We start from the raw sequence: 24,483 nt of genomic DNA on the forward strand, positions 1-24,483 counted from the left end.
ACTTACGTCAGCTGTTCCGCCCGGCGGACCACGTGCACATGGTGGTCGGATGAATGCTTCGTGACGCCGAGTCGACGGGAGAACACCGCGATGCCGATCAGTACGAGAACAGCAGCGGAACCGGCTGCTCCGCCTGCCTTCAGGCCCGGTGGCCGGAACGAGCAGTCCACCGTGCCACCGCCGTGCAGCGGCGCGGCGACCAGGCCCAGGTACGACGCGGCGGGCCGCCCGTCGCACGTCCAGCCGGCGATACGGGGCGCGGACAGCACGGCGTAACCGGTGGCGGCACGGGGCAGTACGGCGTGCACGCCGCTGCCGGAAACCCGCAGGGACACGGCGGCCGACTTCTTCAGGCGGTCGACGGCGGTGGCGAGTCTGCCGCGGTCGAGGCAGCCGACGCTCCAGTCGGCCGGCGCCGCCGGGCGGCCGGCCTTGTCGCGGAAGGTGATCCGCTCGCCCGTCCCGCGCACGGTGCCGAGCGAGGCGACGGCGGCCCGGAACTTCGGCAGCGCACCGCGCAGTTCGACCGCCGGGCCGGAGCCGAGGCGCGCCGTGCCCCAGAAGTCGGGCGCCGACAGGTACGCCTCGCGGCCGACCGGACACACCCGGGAGGCCGGCACGGTGTAGACGGCCGCGCCGAGCAGCGCCTCCTGGTTGTGGAACGGTGAGGAGCCGTAGCGCGGTCTGCCGGTCGACGGGTCGGTGCCGGCGCCGGTGACGACCCCGGCGGGCAGCGTCGGTGGCCGTACGGTGACCAGTGGCGGCACGTCCTCGCGGACGGTGACCGGTGCGCGGCCCGGTTCGGTGCGCAGCCGGGCGCCCACCGAGAAGATCGCGTCGGTGACGGGGTTGTCGAGGCTCTGGATGACGCGTCCGCCCGAGGTCCAGCCCGCGCCGAGCGCCCGCATCATCGTCGTGTAGGCGTCCGCCGTCATGCTGCTGTAGTAGCCGGCGCCCTCGCCGCCGATGAGCAGCGGATCGTTCGAACTGACCTGGGCGCGGCCGGGGTCGGTGCGGTAGGCGGGCCAGCCGTCGGCCTTCCTCACGGCGGCGGCACGGGCCGCCTGGTCGGGGCCCCAGGTCGGGTACGCCGCGAACTTCACGAGCTTGGCGTGGTCGCCGTACGCCATGGCCGTGGTGGCCTGCCCCAGCAGGCTGCCGAACAGCAGGACGGCGGCCGCGGCCGCCGACCAGCGACCGCGGCGGCGCACCAGCAGCAGCCCGGTACCCGCACCGGCCACCGCGAGGACGAAGAGCGCCAGGGACGGCTTGCTGGACAACGCGTTCGACGCGGCGCCGAGCCAGAGCACCGCCAGCAGCCCGGCGCCGTACAGCACGGGTCGCCTGCCGGGTCCGCCCCGGGACAGCGCGGTCCACGCGGCGATCACCACCACTCCGGCCAGCACGAACGTCTCCCGGTACGGGCTGCCGTTGGGTATCGCGAAGGCGTGCCAGGCGAGGCTGGTGGGGCCCCACTGCAGGGACACCGCGACGGCGACCACCAGTCCGACCCAGCCGAGACGTTCCCGCGCGGGGACGTTCCGGTCGAAGGCCAGCCCGCCGACGAGCAGCAGCGCGCCGGCCCCGACGAAGACGGCCGGGGAGAGGAAGCTGTACGTGCCGGGCATGGCCCTGGCCAACACGGCGGTCCACGGCGACGGCGAGAAGGCGGTCGTAGCGCCGGGGTAGGCGTGCCGGGTCCCCAGATACACGGGCAGCAGCACGGGCGCGGCGAGCGCGACGCCCAGCGCGACCCGCCAGGCCGCCCTGCCGACGGTGCGCGCCCGCTCCCGCGCGGAGGCATCGCGGTCCAGCAGCAGCCGCAGGATCAGCGCCAGGGCGGCGCCGAGGGTCGCCATGTAGGCGGTGTAGAAGTTGGCCAGCCAGGCGAGCGCGACGATCAGCGGGCCGAGGACGGGGCGGCGCGCGGTACGCGCCCATTCGCCCACCAGACACAGCAGGGGGAAGGCGATCAGGCCGTCCAGCCACATCGGGTTGTACGAGGCCTCGATGAGCGACCACCCGCAGAGCGCGTAGCAGGCACCGAGAAGCGCTGCGGCCCACCACGGGGCGGCGCGGGGGGAGTTGCGGGTGGAGGTACGGGACAGTCCCGGCAGGACGGCCGCCATGGTCGCGGCGGCCACGGCCATCTTGAGCACGGTGACGACATACACCGCGAGATCGATCCGATCGCGCGGGAACAAGCCCACCAGCAGGGCGAACGGACTGGTCAGATAGGTGCCGAGATCGGGCAGCGAGGCCGCACCGAACCCGGACTGCCAGTTGAGCAGCAGCCCGCCGTGTGCCGTGCCGTGCAGCAGATCCCACAGGTGGGCGTGGAAGGGTACGAACTGTGCCCCGAGGTCGTTGATGCCACGGCTGTGCGGGCCGAAGGGGTATTGCCGTGCGACGGCATCCCCGGCGCATACGGCGACCGCGGTGATCAGGGCGGCGAGGGGTGCGCTACGGCCGTGCCGGCGGCCGCGTACGAATTCCAGGGTGGGCATGGAAATCGAATATTCCATCAGCCGCGCGGAAACTGGGCAAGGGGCCGGATTCGTTCATGAGTCAGCTGCGCGAAGTTCATGTGTGTCCACCCCTCCGGTCATGCCGGTCGGGTGTTGTTTATCCGTGCTGATCTCGATAGTCGTCCCGTGTTTCAATGAAGCGGAAATCATCGAACGCTTCCACCACCATGTGACGAGGGAACTCGTCACGCTGACCCAGGACATGGGCCACGCATTCGAAATCGTCTATGTGGACGACGGAAGCACGGACACCACCCTCGATCTGCTCGAGGCGTGCGCACGGGCGGACCCGCGCGGACGGTACATCTCCTTCAGCCGGAACTTCGGCAAGGAAGCCGCGATGCTGGCGGGCCTCCAACATGCGGCCGGCGATGCGGTGGTCATCATGGACGCCGACCTCCAGCACCCGCCGGAACTCGTCCGCCGCATGCTCGAGCTGCACGCCCAGGGCTACGACCAGGTCATCGCCCAGCGCACCCGCAAGGGCGACCGCGTCACCAGAACCGTCATGGCACGCGCCTACTACTGGCTGATCAACCGCCTCGTGGACGTCGAACTGGTCGACGGAGTCGGCGACTTCCGGCTCCTCTCGCGCCGCACCGTGGACGCGGTCCTGCGGCTCTCCGAGAACAACCGTTTCTCCAAGGGGCTGTTCGCCTGGGTCGGCTTCCGCACGACGACGTTTGCGTACGAGAACGCGGTGCGTGAGCAGGGCCGCTCGAAGTGGAGCTTCGGCAAGCTCCTCAACTACGGCCTCGACGGACTCATTTCCTTCAACAACAAGCCGCTGCGCGCCGCGCTCTACCTCGGTTTCCTGCTTCTCTCGCTCGCGATGCTGTACGCGGCCTGGATCGTGGTCGCGACCCTCGTCAACGGCGTGGACACGCCCGGCTACGCGACCCTGCTCGTCGCGATCACGGCGCTGTCCGGCGTGCAGATGGTCATGGTCGGGGTCGTGGGCGAGTACGTCGGCCGCATCTACTACGAGGTGAAGCGCCGCCCGCACTACCTGGTGGCGGCCACCGACCAGGACGTACGACGCCGGGCGGAGCCGGATCGCGGGGAGCTGATCCACCGATGACGAGCCGGCGGACAACGGCCCAGCTGATCAGATTCGCCCTGGTCGGAGCGGTCAACACCGGTACGTACTACGTCTGTTACCTGGTGCTGCTGCACGGGGCGGGGCTGCCGTACGTCGGCGCGCACGTCCTCGCCTTCCTCCTGAGCATGGTCGGCTCGTTCTTCCTGAACAGCCGCTTCACCTACCGGACCCCGCCGACCCTGCGGAAGTTCCTGCTCTTTCCGCTGACCAACGTGGCGAACTTCGCCATCACCACCGGCGGTGTCTATCTGCTGGTCGATCGGCTCGGCATGAACGACACCTACGCACCACTGATCGCGGCGGCGGCCGCCATCCCCATCACTTTCCTGGTATCCCGCACGATCATGCTGCGCCCGGAACCCCGGACGCTCACGGACGCCTGTTGAGGGTGGACACTTTTCCGGGCGGAAGGGGGTCTCAGCCGCCCGGTGTCACCGGGTGCTGGAGCTCGGTGGGGCACGGGGTTCCGCGGGGCAGCTGGTAGGGCGACGCCAGGTGGTAGACGCCGGCCTTCGGGGCGAGGAGTTCCGTCCACTCGTCGCCGTCGGCGTCCTTGTCGGTCTTCGTCAGACAGCCGTGGACGTTGGCGAAGGTCTTCGGTTCTCCGTCGGTCCGCTGCTTGGACGCGTCCGTCTCCTTCGGGCGCGGGAGGCTCTTGCCGTTGTCGTCCACCAGGCCGAGCCACGGGGAGTACGGGACGCGGATCAGCACCCGGCCGGCCGCCTTCACCTTGATGGTCAGCTCGCCCTCCGCGGCACGCTGCACCGTCGCCGGCGGTTCGGCCATCGGGGTCGGCGCGTCCACGGCGAACAGCTGCCAGTTGGCGTCGCCCCAGACCCGCTTCAGGTACGGCTGGCCGTCCTGGACCAGTTTCTCCTCCTGGGTACCTCCGGAGGAGTCCGGCGCGCCCTTCGGCAGGACCACGTACCGCACGGCCCAGCGGTCGAGCCAGGTCCGGTAGTTGTCGGCGTCCAGGGTGTCGTCGTAGAAGAGCGGGTTGCGCTCCATGTCGGCCTGGCGGTTCCAGCCGCGTGCGAGGTTGACGTACGGGGCGAGCGCCGACGCCTCGCGGTGGCTGCTGGCGGGGACGACCTCCACCCGGCCCTTGTCCGCGCCCACCGTCTCCAGCTGGTTCACCAGCGGGGCCAGTTCGCGCGTCCAGGAGGCGGCGGGGGCGGTGCGCACGATGTCGTCGACGCTCTTGAAGCCGATCCAGACGTTGAGGCCGATGAAGGCGATCCCCACCGCGTACCACTTGCGCGAGCGCGGCACCGTGTAAGGGAGGGCGGCCAGCATCACCACCCCGGCGAAGAGCATCGGGAGGCGCGATATGTTCGAGCCGATCTCGGAGGAGATCAGCCAGGTCAGCAGCACGCCCAGGGCGTAGACGCCCGCGCCGGTGCGGACCGTGCGCCAGTCCTTGGGGACCAGGAACAGGATGAAGATGCCGTACAGGAACGGCAGCGAGGCCGTTCCCACCGACATCGGCTGGGTGCCCGAGAAGGGGAACAGCCAGGCGGAGAGCGCCACGACGGCGACCGGTGCCAGGCCGACGGCGTACGCCCCCGGACGGCGCTTGTTGAGGAACAGCGCAGCCGCGACCACCCCGAGGAACAGCCCGGCGACCGGACTGCTCGCGGTAGCGATCCCGGCGAGCGGGGCGGCCACCGCGGCCTTCGCCCAGCGTTTCGTCCGCCAGCGGTGCGGCCAGCAGAACACCGCGGCGACCGAGGCGAGGGCGAACAGGGTGCCGAGCCCGAAGGTCACCCGGCCGGACATCGCGTTGCACAGGAAGGCGAAGTCGGCGGCGAGCGCGCAGACCAGCGGATTGCGGACGGCGCGGACCCGGACCAGGATCAGCGCGGTCAGCGCCGCCGAGCCCGTCCCGGCGATCATCATCGTGGTGCGGACGCCGAGCAGCGACATCAGATACGGCGAGACCACGCTGTACGAAACGGGGTGCATCCCGCCGTACCAGGCGAGGTTGTACGCGGAGGCCGGGTGACGGCCGACGAACTCGGACCAGGCGTCCTGCGCGGCGAGGTCACCGCCGCTGTTCGCGAAGAAGAAGAACCAGACGATGTGCGCCACGGCGGCCACCACGGTCGCGATGACGACGGGGTGACCCTTCGCCCACGTCCAGCCCCGGTCGGCGCCCGGCCACCATGCGGCCGACCGGCCCCGCGCGGGCAGGGCTGTGCCGCCCCCGGCGGGGCTGCGCCGGTCTTCTTCACGCGTCGGCTCTGCAGTGGTCACCAAGGCTCGCTTCTCCCGCGAATGTCCCCCGAAATCTCCTGCGAAGGAGGACGCCGTCCCTGCGCCCGGAGTTGCCCCCCAGCGACGCTAACACGTACGAAATGGGCTGCCGCCGCCGGTCAGAAATACCGGCGGCGGCAGCCCAAGGGTGCCGCCCGGTGGCTCAGCCGAGCCGGGTCAGCTTGGCTCCGAAGCCGGGAGCGGCCAGGTCCTGCTGCAGCGCGACCGGTGCGGACACCATGCCGGGACCCGACCCGACCGTCAGCCGGCCGACCACGGTCCCCGCCTTCGCCGAGTGCGGCACGGCCTTGCCGGCGTCCCCGATGTGCAGGTCGGCCTGCAGGCCGGGCCAGCCGACCGCCCTGAGCTCCTTCGTGGCGACGACCGGCGTCTTCCCGCCCAGCCCGTCGTCCACATACCCCACGACCTCGCCCTTCTTCACGACCGTGGCCGATGTGACGTCGTGCTGCGCCGCCTGGATCAGCTTGTAACTGTTGTCGATCGCCCGCTGCAGCTTCGAGTCCAGCGTGGTGCCGGTCTTCTGGCCCATCACCACACCGACGATCCGCCGCGACTTGCCGTCGATGATCGTGTCCGCGGCCCAGAGCAGGTTGCCGCCGGCCGGAGTGGAGGAACCGGTCTTCACGCCGCTCACGCCGGGCTTCAGCAACAGCCGGTTGTTGTTGTAGATCATGTTCGGGATCCCCGGGATCTTGATCTGCGGGGTGTTGACGATCTCCCGGAACACATCGTTCCGCATGACCGCCTTGGCCAGTTTCAGCTGGTCGGTGGCGGTGCTGACGGTGGTCGCGGTGAGACCGCTGGGGTCGGTGTACGTGGTGTCGGCCATGCCGAGATCGGCGGCGGCGTCATTCATCTTCTTGACGAAGTCCTTGGTCGGACCGTCCCAGCGGGACAGCAGCCGCGCCGCGTTGTTGCCCGAGGGGATCATCAGCAATTCAAGCATCTGCTTCTCGGTGTACTGCTGCCCCTCCTTGATCGGAGCCGTCGACTCGTCGGGAGAGTTGGCCTCCTGCCCCGCCTGCTTGTCGACAGTGATCTTCGGTCCGGTCTGCTTGCCGGTCAGCGGGTGATCGTGGAGCACCACGTACGCCGTCATCACCTTGGCCATGCTCGCGGTCGGCGACGGCTGCACCTTGCCGTGCGTACCGAGGCTGCCGACCCCGTCGACCTCCACGGCCGACTGGCCCTCGTCCGGCCAGGGCAGGTCGAGCCCGCCCTTGAAGGTGTACGTGGAGTCTGCGGTGAGCCCGAGCTGGGGAGCCGGCAGCGGTCGTACGGCCTGCACGATCGCAAAGATGATCGCCAGCAGCAGGACCAGCGGCGTCCAGATCTTGAACCGCCGCAGCACGGTGCGGACCGGAGTCTGCGGCGGAGGCGGGGTGTTGGTCAGCTCGGCCAGCAGGTCGAGCGGCGGCTTGGGCGGCAGCGGCTGCTGCCGGGTCCGCTCGACGGCGTCCGGTTGCGCGGCCGCCTCGGCGGACGGGGCAGCCGAGGACGACTTCGCCGCCCAGTTCGGGACGGCGGGCTTCTTCCGCTCGCCGGGTACGTCGTCGGGGCGCAGCGGGACGAAGGTGCTGCGCTTCAGGGCGGTGGTGGGCTGGTCCACGGCGGGCCGCTTGGGCATCCGGAAGACGCCGGTGGGCTGATCGGCGGGCGGCGTGTCGGCCGCGTCCGTGGTTTCGCCGTCCGGCGCTTCGTCGGCGGCCGCGTCGGCGGCCTCGTCGTCAGCCGCGTCGGCGGCTTCGTCGTCGGCCGCGTCGGGGGCCTCGTCGTCGGCGTTGCGGCTGCCGGTGTCCGGGTCGGTGTCCGATTCCGGGCTTGCCGCCGAGGCAGCCGGGTCGGCGGGCGCAGTGCTACCCGCGTCGACCCCGGAGTCAGGATCGCCGCCCTCGGTCACGTTCGCCGCGGGCTCGGCGTCTTCATCGGGCTCCGAGTCCGCTGCCGAGGCAGCGTCAGCGCCGGAAGCCGCATCGGCATCGGAGTCCGCATCGGCATCGGAGTCGGCATCGGCCTCTGTACGGGCCGCTGCGCCGGCGGCAGCATCCGGAGCCCCACCCGCGGCTTCCGCGCCCTCTGAGGCGGCTTCAGCGCCGCCCTCGGCGGGCTCATCGCCGCCGTCCGCCTCGGGTGCGGGCCCGGAAGCGGCCGACTCGTCGTCCCCGTCCGCGCCGTGCACATCGCCCGCATCATCCGCGGCCGGTTCGTCCGCCCCCGCGGGCGCGTCGGCACCCGAGCCGTCCCCGTCGGACGGCGGGTCCGCGGCCGCAGGGGTGTCGTCGACCTCGGGCGAGGTCGCCTGAGGCAGCACCCGGGTCCGCTCGGCCTCCGGCGCGTCCGCGTCCGCACCGGCACCGGCACCGGCACCGGCCGACGGCGTACCGGAACCCGCATCCGCATCCGTATCCGCACCGGACGGCGAATCCGCCCCGGCGACCCACGCCGCCACCGCCTCCCGCAGTCGCGCGTCACCCGACTGCGATCCCGTCACCGCCCGATCGTCCGGATCAGGCACCGCCCGGAAGACCGCAAGCCGCGGATCGCTTGTGCCCGAAGTCGCCGCCCCCGACGACTTCCGCTGCTCCGACTTCTCGGGGGACTCGCCCGCCACCGATGCCTCCTGGATACGCCGCGCGGGAATTCCCGCCTGTCCGAACCATCTACCAGTGTCCTGTGTGGGCGCTTAACCGCCGCACCGGACGAGAACGACATAAGTATCGATTACCGCACGAAACACCCAGGCGCTCTCGACAGACCAATGTGAGAGGGGTCACCCTGTCATTCATCCACGCGGGGAGGCATGGATGGGCAGGAGCCGTAGAACGATTCCGGAAGAGCTTCTACTGCTCGCTCTGGACCCGACCACGGGTACCACAGCGCAGCCGCAGTCGCTCGACCTCGGCCTGGCCGGGGCCCAGCTAGTAGAGCTGGCTCTGGCAGGACGGATAGCCCCTGATGGGGATCGTATCGCCGTGGTGATGGCACGGCCGACAGGAGATCCGACACTGGACTCCGCACTGGAACTGCTGCGCAGACGCGGCAGCCCGGTTCGGGCGGTCCACTGGATTGGCGGGCCCCGGCTGGGGCTGCGCCAGATTTACCTCGCTCATCTGGAGCGGTGCGGCATGGTGCATGCCGTGGCGGGCCAGATGTGCGGAGTGCTGCCGACGACTCGCTACCAGGCGACGGAGACGGCAATCAGCAGGGACATCAGGTCCCGGCTGGACAGTGCGATCCGCACCGGCGTACCGCCGGACCCGCGGACCGCGGCGCTCGCCGCGCTCGCTCACGCAGTGGGGCTCGGCAAGCACCTCTACCCCGGCAACGAGGGGCGTTCATCGCGCTCCCGCCTCCGGGATCTGATCAGGCACGATCCCATGGGCGGCCTCGTGGCACATGCCGTGATGGACGTTCAGAACGGCGCGGCCGCACAGCCGCGACGGGCAGCACCCGCACCAGTCAGCAGTGCACCGATGCAGTCGCACCACGGGGCGATGGCCCACGGGTCGATGGCCCACGTGGCAGCGCACTGAATCGACTACTGACGACTGGTTGCACTGACGACCGGGCCCCGGCCCGGAGACGCAGCACCAGTCCGCCGCACCGACGTCCCCACAGACCCGGTTCGGGAGCCGCATGACGCGCGGGGCCGGCACACAGCCGGCCCCGCGCGCTCACTCTCTGGCCATTTCCCAGCGCAGTGCGTTGCATTGATGGCAATCTTCTGGGCACCAAGGCAGTAAGCAGGCACAAAGCCGGAGGTGCAGTTCCCGTGGCGTCCAACGTCAATCCCACTGTCAGGCGACGCCGACTGGGTCAGGAGCTCCGCAAACTGCGCGAGCAGAAGAACATGACGGCCGAGCAGGTCGCGGAGCGCCTGCTGGTCTCCCAGTCGAAGATCAGCCGCCTGGAGAACGGCCGCCGTTCCATCAGCCAGCGAGACGTCCGCGATCTCTGCGGGGTATATGAGGTCGAGGACCACCGCATCGTCGATTCGCTGATGCAGATGGCCAAGGACTCGCGCCAGCAAGGCTGGTGGCACGCCTTCGGCGACATCCCGTACAGCGTCTACATCGGTCTGGAGACCGATGCCGCCTCGATCCGGGTGTACGAGTCGCAGGTCCTTCCGGGCCTGCTGCAGACGCGTCGCTACGCGGAGGCGCTGATCACCGGCGCGATGCCGGAGACCTCGACGACCGACATCGAGAAGCGCGTCCAGGTCCGGCTGCGCCGCCAGGACCGGCTGCAGGCAGCCGACTCCCCGCTGCGGCTGTGGGTGGTGCTCGACGAGGCGACGTTGCGCCGGGTCGTCGGGGACCGGCAGTCGATGATCGAGCAGCTGGAGTTCCTGATCGAATGGTCGCAGCTGCCTCATGTCACCCTGCAGGTGCTGCCGTTCGAGGTGGGCGCGCATCCGGGAGTCACCGGGCAGTACGCGATTCTGGAGTTCCCCGATGCGGGCGATTCGAGCGTCGTCTACATCGAGGGCGTCACCAGCGATCTCTACCTGGAAAAGGCGCCGGACGTGCAGCGGTACAGCGTGATGTACGAGCACCTGCGGGCCCAGGCTCTCAACGCGGATCAGACACGTCAGTTCATTTCGGACGTAGCCAAGGAATTCGCCCGCTGAAACGGCAATTCGCAAGACGTCGGCGGACGATACACCGCACAGCACCCCGGTGGAAGACTCCAGAGGTATATGCCATCCGGTCGAGTGAACGCCCGTCTCACGGGGACACGTTGACGAGTAGCGTCAATCGCGCCATCAAGAACGGTGGCACCACTGGACACTGGCTAGACCGGAGCGAACATGGCGATTCAGCAGGGTGCAGACGAGAAGTGGATCAAGTCGTCCTATTCCGCGGGAAACGGCGCATGCGTCGAGGTCAAATCCCCCGCTGTGCAGACCATTTCGGTAAGGGATTCCAAGGTCACCGCGGGTCCGCGTCTCGATTTCGCCCCCGGATCATGGACTGCGTTCGTCACAGATGTGAGCCGGGGCGCCTCCGACCTCGCCTGATGCCTCAGGCCCTTCCCGCCGCGCGACAGACAGAGCCCTCTCGACTGGACCGCCGTCCCGGCCGAGGGGGCTCGGCCAGTACGTCGACGCGGTTACAGGAGCGAAGCAGTCCGGAACCCCTCCTGATCTCGGCCGCACGGGACCCGCATCCCGTGCGGCCGTTCTGTATGAGCACGCAATGAGCACGCAATGACCGCGCATGACGAAGTGTTCGCCCATGGTGTGGCCCCCGTCACTGCGAGAACAACTGCCCCACGGGTCAAGAGCAGGCAAAATCGTTCTAGTTGCTGATCTGCGTTCATGCTTGTGACCACGAAAACCCTTGACCACCCCTCCGGACGGAGGGTTCAATCCGTGCTGTCCCCTTCTCCCGCACGGGGGCGCCGCCCACTCGACGTACTGGCGAAGTGCTCCCCGTTCATCCCGGCGAACAGTCATCAGGGTGAACTCAGTACCGGCGGACCCCTGGAGGGGGCACATGAACAGTCTCGACTGGGCCGTGCTCATCGGCTATTTCGGTGTGATGATCGCGATCGGCCTCTGGTCGCACAAGCGCGTGGACGATGTGAGTGACTTCTTCACGGCCGGCGGCAGAATGCCGTGGTGGCTGTCAGGCATCTCGCACCACATGTCCGGATACAGCGCGGTGATGTTCACCGGCTACGCCGGAATTTCCTACCAATACGGCATCACCTCATTCGTCACCTGGTCATTGCCGATCGCCATCGGCATCGGGATCGGGGCGAAGCTCTTCGCCCCACGGCTCAACCGGATGCGTTCGCGGCTGCGCGTCTCGTCGCCGCTCGAATACCTGAAGGACCGCTACAACCTGCCCACCCAGCAGGCGCTGGCGTGGTCGGGGCTGCTGCTGAAGATCGTGGACGTCGGCGCGAAGTGGGCGGCCATCGCCACCCTCCTTTCGGTGTTCACCGGGGTCACCCTCACCCAGGGCATCCTCATCACCGGCATCATCACCGCCGTCTACTGCACGGTGGGCGGCCTGTGGGCCGACGCGCTCACCGAACTCGGGCAGTTCATCATCCAGTTGATCGCCGGCGTGGCGATGCTGGTCGCCGCGATGGCCAAGCTGGGCGGCTTCAGCGCGCTGTGGACCATCTGGGACAAGCTGCCCTCCGGCCACTCCGACCCGACGGCGGGCCCGTACACGGTGACCTTCCTGCTGGCGTACCTCTTCATCAAGACCTTCGAGTACAACGGCGGTATGTGGAACCAGGCCCAGCGCTACATGGCCACCGACTCCGCGCGTTCCGCGACGCGTTCGGCGCAGCTCTCGGCTGTGCTGTGGATCGTCTGGCCGACCGTCCTCTTCTTCCCCATGTGGTGCGCTCCGCTGCTGGTGCACGCGCAGAAGCCGGACGCCTCGGACTCGTACGCCCTGATGACCGAGTCGCTGCTGCCGCACGGTCTGCTGGGCCTGGTCGTGGTGGGCTTCTTCTCGCACACCATGGCCATGTGCTCCTCGGACGCCAACGCGATCTCGGCGGTCTTCACCCGGGATATCGTCCCGGTGATATCGAAGGCGGCGCGCAGCTGGAACAGCCGCACCGGGCTGCTGGCGGCGCGGATCTCGACGCTGTCGTTCCTGGCCCTGTCGATGGCGCTGGCGACCCAGATCAACTCGCCGACGTTCAAGGACATCATCACCGTCGTCATCAAGTGGGTGGCCGGACTGATGGGTCCGATCGCGATCCCGTTCATGCTGGGTCTGCTGCGCAGCTTCCGTAAGTCGGGGCCGACGGCGGCGCTGGTCAGCTGGGCGGCGGGACTGCTCGCGTTCTTCTTCACCAACTACCACCTGGACGGCTCGACCAACACGGACGTCGCCCTGGAGTGGCAGGTCTCGCTGCCGCTGGCGATCTCGCTGGTGCTCTACATCCTCATCGGCTTCATCCGGCCCGAGGACACCCCGGAGCGCGATGCGATCATCGCGAAGATCAACTCGGACGGCGAAGGACCCGGCACGGGACCGGACGCGGCCGCCGCCACGGTGCCGGCTCCGGGCGCTCCCGGCGACGAGAAGGTGCTGGGACACGAGGGCGCCGGCAGCTGACGCCCCCGGGTGGGTGGGCCCGTCCCGGGGGGCGGGCCCACCCACGTCCGGCACTGGACGACACCGGACGGCACCGGACGAGACCGCACGGCTCAGCCCCGCGGATACCGGGCCAGCCAGCCGGGTGTGCTGAGCGCCGGGCCGTGCAGGGCGGGCCCCTGGGTCATCTCCATCGCGAAGTCGTCGGCGAGCTCCAGGACGGTGGCACGCCCCTCCAGCTCGGCGAGCCAGGCCGGCGGCAGTGCGGTCTCGCCGTGCAGGGCGCCCAGCAGGGCGCCGCAGATCGCCCCGGTGGCGGCCGACGGGCCGCTGTGGTTCACCGCGAGCCGCAGACCGTGCCGTACATCCTCGCCGACCAGCGCGCAGTAGACGCCGATGGCGAGCGCGTCCTCGGCCACCTCGCCGTTGCCCAGCGACTCGACGCGCTCCGGGTTCGGCATGCCCTGGCGTACGGCGCCGAGCGCGTGCTGCAGGGCGTCGGTCACCGGTTGGTGGCCCGGGCGGGCCGCGAGCTGGGCGAGGGCGCGCTGGACCGCGGCGTCCAGGCTGTCGCCGCGCCCCAGACCGTGCACGGTCACCGCGAAGGCGCCGGCGCTCAGGTAACTGGTGGGGTGGCCGTGGGTCTGGGCGGCGCATTCCACGGCCAGTTGGAAGACCAGTCCGGGCTCCCAGCCGACGAGGAGCCCGAAGGGCGCGGAGCGGCTGACCGCCGCGGCGTCGCGGGCGGTGGGGTTCCTCGGATGTTCCAGGGTGCCCATCACGTCGTCGCCGAGGCCGAGCAGACAGGTCGTTGCCGGATCGCGGCGGGTGTAGAGCCACTCCTCGCAGGCGAGCCAGCCGTTGTCCTTGCGGCGCTCGTCGGGGCCCCAGTCGTTCTGGGTGGCGGCCCACCGCAGATGGGCGCGGTAGACGTCGGTGGGCGGGTGCCAGGCGCCGGTGTCGCGCCGCACCTGGGCCCGTATCAGTCCGTCGACGGTGAACAGCGACAGCTGGGTGGCGGCGGTGACCGCGCCGCGTCTGCCGAAGGCGGGGGCCAGGTCGGTCAGGCCGTCCGGGCCGTGAGTCTCGCGTATCGCGGCGAGGTCGAGACCGGCGACACCCGCGCCGAGCGCATCACCGAGGGCGCCGCCGAGCAGACAACCGCGGACGCGGCTGCGGAAGTCCTGTTGCTCGGTCCGGCCCCAGAGGGGAGTGGGTGATGCGCTCATGGCGAAGCACTCTAATCGACCGCCCTCACGCGCCCAGGTCCTGTCCGGTCGGTCTTGTCGGATCAGCCCGGGGCCCCGGCAAAGATCGGCCGTACAGGACCCAGGAGTCGTCGGCCGTCACTCCCCAAGCACCGGCAGCAGCTCCGGCAGATGCCCGTCCGACGCCGCGGCCGCCCGTACCCGCTCCTCCGGCACCTCGCCGTACAGCGTCGTACGGGGCCGGGCCGGCCGGCCCGCCAGATCCGCGATGCCGACCAGGTCCTGGACCGAGCGGTACGAGCCGTAACTGGAGCCCGCCATCCGGGAGATGGTCTCCTCCATCAACGTGCCCCCCAGGTCGTTCGCCCCGGAGCGCAGCATCTCGGCGGCACCCTCGGTGCCCAGCTTGACCCAACTCGTCTGGATGTTGGTGATGTACGGGTGCAGCAGCAGCCGGGCCATCGCGGTGACCGCCCGGTTGTCGCGGGTGGTGGGGCCGGGGCGGGCGATGCCGGCCAGGTAGACGGGGGCGTTGGTGTGGATGAACGGCAGGGTGACGAACTCGGTGAAACCGGCGACGCCGTGAGCGAGCGCGGTCTGCTGGATGCGGGCGAGCGTGCGGAAGTGGCCGAGCCAGTGGCGGGGCTGGTCCACGTGGCCGTACATCATCGTCGATGAGGTGCGCAGGCCCAGTTGGTGCGCGGTGCTGATGACCTCGATCCAGGTGGCCGTCGGCAGTTTGCCCTTGGTGAGGACCCAGCGGACCTCGTCGTCGAGGATTTCGGCTGCCGTGCCGGGGAGCGAGCCGAGGCCGGCCTCCTTGGCCGCGGTGAGCCATTCGCGGACGGACATCCCGGTGCGGGTGGCGCCGTTCACCACCTCCATCGGCGAGAAGGCGTGCACATGCATGCCGGGGACGCGTTCCTTCACCGCCCGGGCGATGTCGAAGTACGCGGTACCCGGCAGGTCCGGATGGATGCCGCCCTGCATGCACACCTCGACCGCGCCCACGTCCCAGGCCTGGGCGGCCCGGTCGGCGACCTGGTCCAGCGACAGGGTGTACGCGTCGGCGTCGGTGCGGCGCTGGGCGAAGGCGCAGAAGCGGCAGCCGGTGTAGCAGACGTTGGTGAAGTTGATGTTCCTGGTGACGATGTACGTGACGTCGTCGCCGACCACCTCGCGGCGCAGCTCGTCCGCGATCCGGGTGAGGGCGTCCAGCGCCGGTCCGTCCGCGTGCAGCAGGGCCAGCGCCTCGTCGTCGGTGAGCAGCGTCGGGTCGGCGGCGGCCTGCGTCAGCGCCTGCTTGACGTCGGTGTCGATACGCGACGGCACCATGCCGGGCGCCGCCTGTTCACGCAGCGCCTCCCAGTCCCCGTAGACCTCGTCGAAGTCGTCACGCCGGTCGGAGGTCCGGCCCTCGGTGTCGATGGTGTGGTGCAGGTCGGTGCGGCCGGTCGCGGTGAAGCCCTCGTCCGGTTCCTGCCAGGGCAGCCCCTGCGGGATGACGTCCTCGCGGGCCAGGCCGGTGTCCGGATCGGCCAGGGCCCGGACGTGCGGCAGCAGCCGCGGGTCCAGCCAGGGCTCACCGCGCTGGATGAACTCCGGGTAGATGGTGAGCCGTTCACGCAGCCGGAAGCCGGCGTCCGCGGTCCGCTCGGCCAGTTCGTCGATGTGCGGCCAGGGGCGCTCGGGGTTGACGTGGTCCGGGGTCAGCGGGGAGACCCCGCCCCAGTCGTCGATGCCGGCACCGATCAGCAGCGCGTACTCGGCGTCCACCAGGTTCGGCGGCGCCTGGATACGGGCCGACGGTCCCAGGATGTGCCGGGCCACAGCGATGGCGGCCGCCAGCTCCTCCAGTTCCGCGTCGGGCATCGCGCGCATCGCGGTGTCCGGCTTGGCGCGGAAGTTCTGCACGATGACTTCCTGGATGCCGTGGTAGGAGCGCGCCGTCCTGCGCAGTTCGAAGAACGCGTCGGCGCGCTCCTCGTACGACTCGCCGATGCCGATCAACACCCCGGTGGTGAACGGGACGTTGGAGCGCCCGGCATCCTCCAGCACCCGGAGCCGTACGGCGGGCTCCTTGTCGGGTGAGCCGTGGTGCGGGCCGCCCGGCTCGCTCCACAGCCGGGTCGCCGTCGTCTCCAGCATCATCCCCATCGAGGGGGCCACCGGCTTCAGCCGCTGCAGGTCGGTCCAGGACATCACCCCCGGGTTGAGGTGCGGCAGCAGCCCGGTCTCCTCCAGCACCCGGATGGCCATCGCCCGCACATAGGCCAGCGTGTCGTCGTACCCCTCGGCCTCCAGCCACTCCCGCGCCTCCGGCCAGCGGTCCTCCGGCCGGTCGCCGAGCGTGAACAGCGCCTCCTTGCAACCCATCGCCGCCCCCTGCCGGGCGATCGTGAGCACCTCGTCGGGCGACAGATACATCCCGTGCCCGGCCCGCCTGAGCTTGCCGGGCACGGTGACGAAGGTGCAGTAGTGGCAGGTGTCGCGGCACAGCCGGGTCAGCGGAATGAACACCTTGCGCGAGTACGTGATGACCCCCGGCCGCCCGGCCGCCTCGAGCCCCGCATCCCGCACCCGGGCCGCCGAAGCGGCCAGGTCACGCAGGTCGTCGCCTCTCGCCTGCAGCAGTACGGCCGCCTCCGCGGCGTCGATGGCGACACCGTCCCGCGCCCTCCTGAGCGCACGGCGCATCGCGTTCGCGGTGGGGGCTGCGGGCTGCGCAAGCTGCGGATCAGTCATGCCGTCGAGCATACGAGCGGCCTCGCCGAGCGGCCGCAGGGGCCGCGCGCCGCAGCGGCGATGCCTCAGGGGTGCAGTTGGTGGCCGCTCCGGAGGTGACGGCTGCACACCACTGTCGCTCCACGCGGGTGGGCCGGCCTGGTACGGCAGCAAGCTCTTCGTCGCAGACGATGTCGGGCACAGCATCCGCGTTTTCGGTCTCGCCGACCTGGCTCGACGCGGCAGGGGCTGCGGGAGCCGAGGCTTCACTCATGTCCTGCCGCAGTCGGCCTCGTACACCCCGCCGTCGTCCAATACGTCGATGCGGGGCGGCGACGCTCGGCGACCTGCCCGGCGATCCGGTCGCGGTGACCCGCCCCGGAGACCACTGAACGGGCGACTTCGCCGCCGTCGCCGGCCGATCCCTTCACGGCCTTGAGCACACCTCAGAGGTGTTCCGCGTACGCGTCGAGCGCGCGCAGCACCGTCTTCTCGTCACCCGGCGGCAGCTGCAGCACCACCTCCTCGATGCCGAGCTCCGCGAACCGGGCCAGCTTGCCGGCGCTGGGTACTACGGCGTACGGCACGACCTGGAGGGTTGCCGGGTCGCGGCCCGCGTCCGTCCACACCTGGCGCAGCGCCGGGATCGACTCGCTCAGGCCGCGGCCGCCGATCGGCAGCCAGCCGTCCGCGTACTCGGCGATGCGCGCGAAGAGCTGGGGGCCCGCGGCCCCGCCCACCAGGGTGCGGACCCTGCCACCCCGCGGCTTGGGGTGGGCGTGGCTGGCGCGTACCGAGCCGAACGTCCCGGTGTACGCGGTCGGTTCGGCCGCCCACAGCGACCGCATCAGCGCCAGCCGGTCCCAGCCGACAGCCCGGCGCTCCGCCCACTGCACGCCGTGGTCGGCGGCCTCCTCCTTGTTCCAGCCGAAACCGAGGCCGAGCGTGAAGCGGTTGCCCGACAGGTGGTCGAGGGTCGCGATCTGCTTGGCGAGGTCGATCGGGTCGTGCTGAGCGATGAGCGTGATGCCGGTGCCCAGGGTCAGGGTGTCGGTCACCGCGGCCGCCTGGGCCAGCGCCACGAACGGGTCGAGTGTCCGGCCGTACTCGTCGGGCAGCTCACCGCCCGCCGGGTACGGCGTGGTGCGCTCCACCGGGATGTGGGTGTGCTCGGGCAGGTACAGCCCGGCGAAGCCGCGTTGCTCCAGTTCACGTGCCAGGCGCACGGGGGTGACAGTGAGGTCCGTCAGGAAGATCGTGGTGCTCAGCCGCATGGGGTCAGCCCTCTCCGTGGGTCGGGTGGCCGCCCGAGGATATGCCGGGCCCACAGGAAAACCGAGGCGCGGCGCCACCCGGCCGCCGGGCCTCCACCTGGAGGCGCCCTTCCCTTCGCGCCCGGTTCACGGCTCAATACAACATGAGGAATCGGTTCGACCACACCGCTCGTGCGATCCACCGGACACCTGGAGGCTGTCGGTATGACCACTGGAGAGACGGCCGGCGAGCTGGGCAGGCGAGGTCTGCTGGTGACGGGCGCCGCCACCGCGCTTACGTCGGTAAGCGTGAGCTTCGCGGAGCCCGCGGGCGCCGCGCCCGGTGACGGGCCTCCCGCCGACCGGACACGGACCGTGCACGGCACGCTGCCGCCCGGGTCGCCGGACTACGTGTACCTCCCGGTGGAGGTACCGCACGGCGTAAGGGAACTGGCCGTCTCCTACACGTACGAGAAGCCGCCAGTCCCCCCGGGCACCCAGGGCAACGCGCTCGACATCGGCATCTTCGACGAGCGGGGCACCGCACTCGGCGGGGACGGGTTCCGCGGCTGGTCGGGCGGCGCGCGCAGCGAGTTCTTCCTGCGCGCCGACGGGGCGACACCCGGCTATTTGCCGGGGCCGATCCGGGCGGGCCGGTGGCACATCGCGCTGGGTCCGTACACCACGGCCCCCGCCGGCCTGTCGTACACCGTCACGGTCACCCTGCGGTTCGGGCCGGCCCCCGTAACGCCGGAGCCGGTGTATCCGCCGGTGCGTGCGAGGGGGCGCGGGCGGGCCTGGTACCGCGGCGACTGCCACATCCACTCGGTGCACTCCGACGGGAAGCGCACGCCCGCCGCGATCGCCGCGCTGGCCCGCGCCGCCGGGCTCGACTTCATCAACACCAGTGAGCACAACACGAGTTCCGGGCACAGCGCGTGGGCCGGGCTGTGGGGCGACGACCTGCTCATCCTCACCGGCGAGGAGATCACCACCCGCAACGGCCATGTGCTGGGCATCGCCACCGACCACGGCACCTGGGTGGACTGGCGCTACCGCGCCCGCGACAACCGCTTCGGCCACTACGCCCGGGAGATCCGCCGGGCCGGCGGCCTGGTCGTGCCCGCCCACCCGCACGCCACCTGCATCGGCTGCAACTGGAAGTTCGGCTTCGGCGAAGCGGACGCGGTCGAGGTGTGGAACGGCCCGTACACGGTGGACGACGAGGTGTCGGTCGCCGACTGGGACAACACCCTGGTCAGCGGCGCTGGCTGGACCCCGGCGATGGGCAACAGCGACGCCCACCGGGACCCGGACCGGGTCGGCCTGCCGCAGACCGTGGTGCTCGCCGACGAACTCAGCCGGGAAGCCATCCTGGCCGGCATCCGGGCCGGCCGCTCCTACATCGCGGAGTCCTCGGCGATCTCGCTCGCCTTCGGCGCGTCCGGCGGCCGCGCGCGCCACGCCGGTATCGGGGAACGGCTCCGGGTGCCCGCCGACACCCCGGTGACGGTCCGGCTCGAAGTCACCGGGGCGCCGTCCGGGTGCACGGCGGACTTCGTCACCGACCAGGGGACCCTGTACTCGGTCGCGCTACCGGCCTCCGGGGCGGCGGCGGTGGAGTGGGCGACCACACCTGCGTACGCCGCTTACGTACGAGCAGAAGTCCGGCACCCACCGGTGGTGCCGGGGCTACCGGGACCGTTGGCCGCGCTGACGAATCCGGTGTTCCTGGGCGGCTGAGGCCAGGCCGCCCCGGCTGGAGGGCGAACGGCGTTCCGGCGAATACGGACGGGTCTGCGGTGAGGTACGGGGGCCTCGGTTCGCGCTGAGATCGGCGGGCGGTGGACAGGCCCGCTGATCAGCGGTTATCTGGGTAGTGCGGCCGCTTGGCCGTACGCCCGGCGGCGACGTCGCGGAGAGGCCCGGTAACACGGGGCGGCTGCGTCAGCGGTCCTTCAGAAGGCGGGTGGCCTCATGGACGAGATGACCATCGTCGGCTTCCGGGCGCTGGATGACCTTTTGCATGAGTTCGAGCAGGTCGGCCTCGGGGAGCTCCCGGAGCTGACCAGCCGCTGCGCAGCCCGGCTGGGTCTGCGGGACGTGACGATCTACCTCGCCGATGTGCAGCAGGATGTCCTCATCCCCATGCCGGGATCCGGGACACCGGAGGACGACCCGGAGCCGCCCGTTCTGGATATCGATGACAGTCTCGCCGGCTGGTCCTACCGCACCGCCTCGCTGCGCGTCACAGAAGCCGAGACGGGCGGGCTTCAGTTGTGGACGCCGATGATGGACGGCGTCGAGCGTATGGGTGTACTGGGCCTGCGCGGTGATCGCCTCGACGCCCCGACCCTGCGGTTCTGCCGGTCGTTCGCCACACTGCTCACCTTGATCGTGGTCTCCAAGGGCAGCCACAGCGACATCTTCACCGGCGTCAAGCGCAGGGAGCCGATGCGTCTGCCCGCCGAAATGGTGTGGGCGTTCCTGCCGCCGCGCACGCTGCAGGCCCAGAATGTCCTGTCCACCGCTGTCCTGGAGCCCGCCTACAGCATCGGGGGGGACGGCTTCGACCACTCGCTCATCGACCACACCCTGCACACCACGATCCTGGACTCGATGGGCCACGACCTGAAGGCCGGTCTGACCACCTCGGTGGCCCTGGCCGGGTGCCGCAACGCCCGACGCAGCGGCGCTGACCTGAAGGACCTGACCGGCAACGTCGACGACACCCTCGCCGCGGAGTTCCCCGACCGGTACTGCACGGGTGTCTTCACCCACCTCGACCTGCCCACCGGCGAGCTGACCTGGACCAACGCCGGTCATCCCCCGCCGCTCCTCATCCGCGATCAACGCCTGATGCACGGCGCCCTCGAACGCCCCCCGGAGAGCCCGCTGGGCCTGGGCACGTTCACCGGCCACGAGCGGCACGTGCACCACCAGCAGCTCCAGCCCCGCGACCGGGTCCTGCTCTACACCGACGGCGTCACCGAAGCCCGCTCGGATTCGGGCGAGATGTTCGGCCTGGACACCTTCGCCGACTTCATCATCCGCGCCACCGCCGCGGGAGAACCTGCCTACGAAGTCCTGCGCCGCCTCATCCACTCGATCCTCGCCCACCACAATCACCAGCTAAGTGACGACGCCACCATCGTGCTCTTCGAGTGGCAACCGGGACCGCAGCTACCGCCCGTCACGCCCGTCCTCCTCTGAAAAAAGGTACGGGCGGTCGGCTCGGCGGTGTGTCGTTCGGCGGTGCGCGTCCGGTCAGGCCGAGGTCTGTGATCCGGTGTTGTCGGCGCGCAGCTCTTCGTTGATGCGCTGGGCTTCTGTGAGCTGGTCCTCGAGGATGACGATGCGGCAGGCCGCTTCGATCTGGGTGCCCTGATCGACGAGTTCGCGGGCGCGGGCGGCGATGCGCAGCTGGTAGCGGGAGTAGCGGCGGTGGCCGCCCTCGGAGCGCAACGGGGTGATGAGGCGGTTGTCACCGAGCGCCCGGAGGAAGGCGGGGGTGGTGCCGAGCATGTCGGCGGCCCGGCCCATGGTGTAGGCGGGGTAGTCGTCGTCGTCGAGGCTGTCGACGGGGCGGGAACTGCTAGGGGGCATAAACCTCTTCTTTCGAATTCCTTCGAAGGACGCATCGAGGGGCCCGGGTGCCGTACGGCACTCGGGCCCCGAGCTTTCAACACCATCTGCCGGCTGATTTACGCCGGCCTTCTTTTTCCGCGTGTCCGCCTGGAAGAGCGGAGGTGCGGGGATCGCGGATGTGTGACCGGGGACCACCTTCCGTTCCGGGGTCTGCGGTACCCGAGCGGTCTGTTCCTCGCCCGGGCGATCCTGATGGCGGTGAGCTCCTTCCTCGTTCCATCAATGGGCTGTACTGCTGAATGTTGCGGGTGTTGCTGTGCGACCCCTGGGGTCGCTCGGCCCGGCAGCCAGTGAAAGGACCCTCCACTTCCGGCCCTGCCACTCCCCTGCCGTTCCGCCTCTTGCTTGACCTGCATGCGCGGCAGTTCATGTCTGCCGCGCTTCTCTGCGACTTCTTGGCTACGAGGGAAACACTAACTCCGGCGAGCGCTCATGTCTACTCTCCGGGCAACAGATTTCCGACACGGCCGGAGCTCCATATCCTGGCCCGTACGCCCGCCGAATGAGGTAGCGGATGGGTTGGAAGTCCGGATCCCGGGGCACAAGCCTGGACCAGCGCTACAACCGACGCAGGCGGGGTGTCAGCACATGACCGAAACCACGACGACCGACACGGGAAGTGCCTCCTCCGGCGTGATCCTCGAGGCCGACAGCCCGGCCGGCGTGCCCCGCGCCCGCGACATCGCCCGGTCCTTCGCCGACGGACTCGTCCCGGTACCTGCCACCGAGACCGCGGAAACTCTCGCTCTGGTGGTCACCGAACTGACCACCAACGCACTGCGTCACGGCGGCGGCCGCTACACCCTCGAGCTGAGCGCTACCCCGGATACGGTGAACGTCGCCGTCAGTGATCCCAGCCCCGCGCCCCCACGGATGCGGACCCCCGACCTGAGCGGCGGCACCGGCGGCTTCGGCTGGCGCATGGTCCGCACCCTGACCAGCAGCCTGACCGTCACCTTCGACCCCGGACAGGGCAAAACCATCCTCGCTCGCCTCCCCAGGTGACGCGCCGGACCCAGGGAACGGCAACGCTCGGCGACACGGTCGTGAACACCGTCCGCACCAGGAACTACCGTGGCGAGCATGGTCGAACACGATGCCCTCGCTGCCACCCGCGATGCTTACGACGCTGCCGCCCCGACCTACGCGCAGCTGTTCCGCGACACGCTGCGCGACAGTCCCCTGGACCGCGCGATGCTGGGCGCCTTCGCCGAGGTCGTCACTGCGAGCGGGGACGGCCGGGTCGCGGACCTGGGGTGTGGGCCCGGCCATATCACCGCTCATCTGGACGAGCTGGGGCTGGCGGCGTTCGGTGTCGATGCCTCTGCTGCGATGATCGAGTTGGCCCGACAGGCCTACCCGGGACTGCGGTTCGACGTGGGCTCGATGGCCGCGTTGAACATCGCTGACGGCGTGCTGGGCGGCATACTCTCCCGGTGGTCCATCATCCACACCCCGCCGCAGGAACTCCCCGTCATCCTGGCCGAGTTCCACCGCGTGCTGGCACCCGGCGGCCACCTTCTGCTCTGTTTTTCGGCAAGCGATGATCCGTCTCACCTGACGCAGGCCTTCGATCACACAGTCGCCGTGGCCTATCGATGGTCGCCTGATCACCTCGCCGCGATGCTGCGCGAGTCCGGGCTGGCGGAGGTGGCCCGGATGGTTCGCAAGCCTCAGCCGACCGACCGACGGCAGTTCCAGGAGGTTCAGCTGCTCGCCCTTAGGCAGGGGCCATCTCGCCGGCAGGGCTAGACGCCCCTCGTACGCGGCGACGTGTTGGTGCAGCGGGGTGTCGACCGCTGTTCGCATCTCGGGGTCGGGGTCATCGTCGGTCGCCGCGGTGAGCGGACCCGCCGGCCATGATTGAGAAGAGCCTCGATGCGGGCGGCGGCGGAAAACCCTTCGCTGACGGCAGTCCCGTCGCTCTAGGGTCACCGTGTGCTGAGCGACAGTCAGGTGAACGAGTTCGCAGAGCGAGGCTTCGTCCTGGTACCCCAGGTGGTACAGGGCGACCTTCTGCGCCAAGCGGCCGGGCGGATCGACGAGGTCGTGGCCGCCGACCCGCCTCCGACCGGCACGCTGGGCCAACACTTCTACTTCCTCCGCACCAAGGACGAGCCGGCGCTCAGAGCGCCATTGACCCGCAGCCCTGCGTTCGGTCTCGCCGAGCAACTGGCCGGGACCGGGACATTGAAGTACCCCGGGCAGGTCCAGGTCGCACTGAACATCCCGCCGTACCCACACCGTCCTGGTGGCCCCCACATCGATTCCGACAGGCCGGAGCCGACCGGTGAGCCCGTGCAGGGCACGTTCACGCTCCTGGCCTGCATCCTGATGTCTGACCAGCTCACGGAGAACTCCGGCAACCTCTGGGTCTGGCCAGGCACCCATCTCACCCACGCCGCATACTTCCGCGATCACGGCCCGCAGATGTTCTGCGCCTACCCACCGATCGATTGGCCCGAGCCCGAACAGATCAGGGGACGGGCAGGGGACCTGCTGCTCGCGCACTACCTCCTCGGCCACAACATCGGCGGCAACTACGCATCAGACCGGACACGACGTGCGCTGTACTTCCGCATCAGCGCCCGGGACCATGACTCCCATCGAAACGACTTCCTCCAGGACCCGTGGCTCGACTACGGGCCCCTCACGCCCTGAGCCGGCCCGGCG

The 24,483-nt window shown here is 70.1% G+C and carries 18 protein-coding genes and 1 pseudogene; 11 read left to right on the plus strand and 8 right to left on the minus strand.

Features of this window, described 5'->3' with window-relative positions:
• Positions 1–2 precede the first annotated feature (2 nt).
• A complete protein-coding gene (locus tag AB0436_RS22420) occupies positions 3–2,507 on the minus strand; it encodes a YfhO family protein (RefSeq protein ID WP_366469689.1) in 2,505 nt (834 codons plus the stop codon).
• Between the two features lie 124 nt (positions 2,508–2,631).
• On the opposite strand from AB0436_RS22420, the gene AB0436_RS22425 reads away from it, so the two are divergent.
• Positions 2,632–3,609: a glycosyltransferase family 2 protein gene (locus AB0436_RS22425; protein ID WP_366469690.1), complete on the plus strand. Its 978-nt coding sequence runs from the start codon at positions 2,632–2,634 to the stop codon at positions 3,607–3,609.
• The gene (locus tag AB0436_RS22430) at positions 3,606–4,016 is read left to right on the plus strand and encodes a GtrA family protein (protein WP_366469691.1); all 411 of its coding nucleotides are present in this window, start codon (positions 3,606–3,608) and stop codon (positions 4,014–4,016) included. The genes AB0436_RS22425 and AB0436_RS22430 overlap by 4 nt, the downstream gene beginning before the upstream one ends.
• Before the next feature lie 31 nt (positions 4,017–4,047).
• On the opposite strand, the gene AB0436_RS22435 is transcribed toward AB0436_RS22430, so the two are convergent.
• Both AB0436_RS22435 and AB0436_RS22440 read right to left on the minus strand, forming a co-directional pair.
• Positions 4,048–5,730: an MFS transporter gene (locus AB0436_RS22435; RefSeq protein ID WP_366469763.1), complete on the minus strand. Its 1,683-nt coding sequence runs from the start codon at positions 5,728–5,730 to the stop codon at positions 4,048–4,050.
• 319 nt (positions 5,731–6,049) lie between these two features.
• The gene (locus AB0436_RS22440; RefSeq protein WP_366469692.1) at positions 6,050–8,518 is read right to left on the minus strand and encodes a serine hydrolase; all 2,469 of its coding nucleotides are present in this window, start codon (positions 8,516–8,518) and stop codon (positions 6,050–6,052) included.
• A 193-nt stretch (positions 8,519–8,711) separates the two neighbouring features.
• On the opposite strand from AB0436_RS22440, the gene AB0436_RS22445 reads away from it, so the two are divergent.
• The 4 genes from AB0436_RS22445 to AB0436_RS22460 all read left to right on the plus strand — a co-directional run bounded on the left by AB0436_RS22445 (position 8,712) and on the right by AB0436_RS22460 (position 12,998).
• A complete protein-coding gene (locus tag AB0436_RS22445) occupies positions 8,712–9,440 on the plus strand; it encodes a GPP34 family phosphoprotein (protein ID WP_366469693.1) in 729 nt (242 codons plus the stop codon).
• Between the two features lie 239 nt (positions 9,441–9,679).
• A complete protein-coding gene (locus AB0436_RS22450) occupies positions 9,680–10,537 on the plus strand; it encodes a helix-turn-helix transcriptional regulator (protein WP_366469694.1) in 858 nt (285 codons plus the stop codon).
• Positions 10,538–10,717: 180 nt separating this feature from the next.
• Positions 10,718–10,927, plus strand: a complete 210-nt coding sequence (locus AB0436_RS22455; RefSeq protein WP_366469695.1) for a DUF397 domain-containing protein — start codon at positions 10,718–10,720, stop codon at positions 10,925–10,927.
• A 478-nt stretch (positions 10,928–11,405) separates the two neighbouring features.
• A complete protein-coding gene (locus AB0436_RS22460) occupies positions 11,406–12,998 on the plus strand; it encodes a sodium:solute symporter family protein (protein ID WP_366469696.1) in 1,593 nt (530 codons plus the stop codon).
• Positions 12,999–13,090: 92 nt separating this feature from the next.
• Here AB0436_RS22460 and AB0436_RS22465 read toward each other — a convergent pair whose 3' ends face one another.
• The 3 genes from AB0436_RS22465 to AB0436_RS22475 all read right to left on the minus strand — a co-directional run bounded on the left by AB0436_RS22465 (position 13,091) and on the right by AB0436_RS22475 (position 18,183).
• Entirely contained in the window at positions 13,091–14,206 is a 1,116-nt protein-coding gene (locus AB0436_RS22465) for an ADP-ribosylglycohydrolase family protein (RefSeq protein WP_366469697.1), read from the minus strand.
• A gap of 117 nt (positions 14,207–14,323) precedes the next feature.
• Positions 14,324–16,930, minus strand: coding sequence for a bifunctional FO biosynthesis protein CofGH (locus AB0436_RS22470; RefSeq protein WP_366469698.1), 2,607 nt, complete (start codon positions 16,928–16,930; stop codon positions 14,324–14,326).
• Between the two features lie 425 nt (positions 16,931–17,355).
• Positions 17,356–18,183 carry a TIGR03619 family F420-dependent LLM class oxidoreductase gene (locus AB0436_RS22475; protein ID WP_366469699.1) on the minus strand — a complete coding sequence of 276 codons (828 nt, stop codon included), beginning with the start codon at positions 18,181–18,183 and terminating at the stop codon, positions 17,356–17,358.
• A 204-nt stretch (positions 18,184–18,387) separates the two neighbouring features.
• On the opposite strand from AB0436_RS22475, the gene AB0436_RS22480 reads away from it, so the two are divergent.
• On the plus strand, positions 18,388–19,905 hold the full coding sequence (locus AB0436_RS22480; protein WP_366469700.1) for a CehA/McbA family metallohydrolase: 1,518 nt from the start codon (positions 18,388–18,390) through the stop codon (positions 19,903–19,905).
• Positions 19,906–20,139: 234 nt separating this feature from the next.
• Positions 20,140–21,375: a PP2C family protein-serine/threonine phosphatase gene (locus AB0436_RS22485; RefSeq protein WP_366469701.1), complete on the plus strand. Its 1,236-nt coding sequence runs from the start codon at positions 20,140–20,142 to the stop codon at positions 21,373–21,375.
• 54 nt (positions 21,376–21,429) lie between these two features.
• Here AB0436_RS22485 and AB0436_RS22490 read toward each other — a convergent pair whose 3' ends face one another.
• Positions 21,430–21,768 carry a MerR family transcriptional regulator gene (locus AB0436_RS22490; protein ID WP_366469702.1) on the minus strand — a complete coding sequence of 113 codons (339 nt, stop codon included), beginning with the start codon at positions 21,766–21,768 and terminating at the stop codon, positions 21,430–21,432.
• Positions 21,769–22,398: 630 nt separating this feature from the next.
• On the opposite strand from AB0436_RS22490, the gene AB0436_RS22495 reads away from it, so the two are divergent.
• Both AB0436_RS22495 and AB0436_RS22500 read left to right on the plus strand, forming a co-directional pair.
• Positions 22,399–22,815 (plus strand): ATP-binding protein, encoded by a 417-nt coding sequence (locus tag AB0436_RS22495; RefSeq protein WP_366469703.1) that lies wholly within the window; start codon positions 22,399–22,401, stop codon positions 22,813–22,815.
• Between the two features lie 78 nt (positions 22,816–22,893).
• Complete coding sequence (locus AB0436_RS22500; RefSeq protein ID WP_366469704.1) at positions 22,894–23,562, plus strand: methyltransferase domain-containing protein; 669 nt, start codon at positions 22,894–22,896, stop codon at positions 23,560–23,562.
• Positions 23,563–23,568: 6 nt separating this feature from the next.
• Here the strand turns inward: AB0436_RS22500 and AB0436_RS22505 are convergent.
• Positions 23,569–23,664, minus strand: a pseudogene (locus tag AB0436_RS22505) (mini-circle protein); the annotation flags it as partial.
• An 84-nt stretch (positions 23,665–23,748) separates the two neighbouring features.
• Between AB0436_RS22505 and AB0436_RS22510 the strand changes: the two are divergent.
• On the plus strand, positions 23,749–24,471 hold the full coding sequence (locus AB0436_RS22510) for a phytanoyl-CoA dioxygenase family protein (RefSeq protein WP_366469705.1): 723 nt from the start codon (positions 23,749–23,751) through the stop codon (positions 24,469–24,471).
• Positions 24,472–24,483: the final 12 nt, after the last annotated feature.

The sequence above is a fragment of the Streptomyces sp. NPDC051322 genome, assembly GCF_040689485.1.
Lineage (GTDB): Bacteria > Actinomycetota > Actinomycetes > Streptomycetales > Streptomycetaceae > Streptomyces.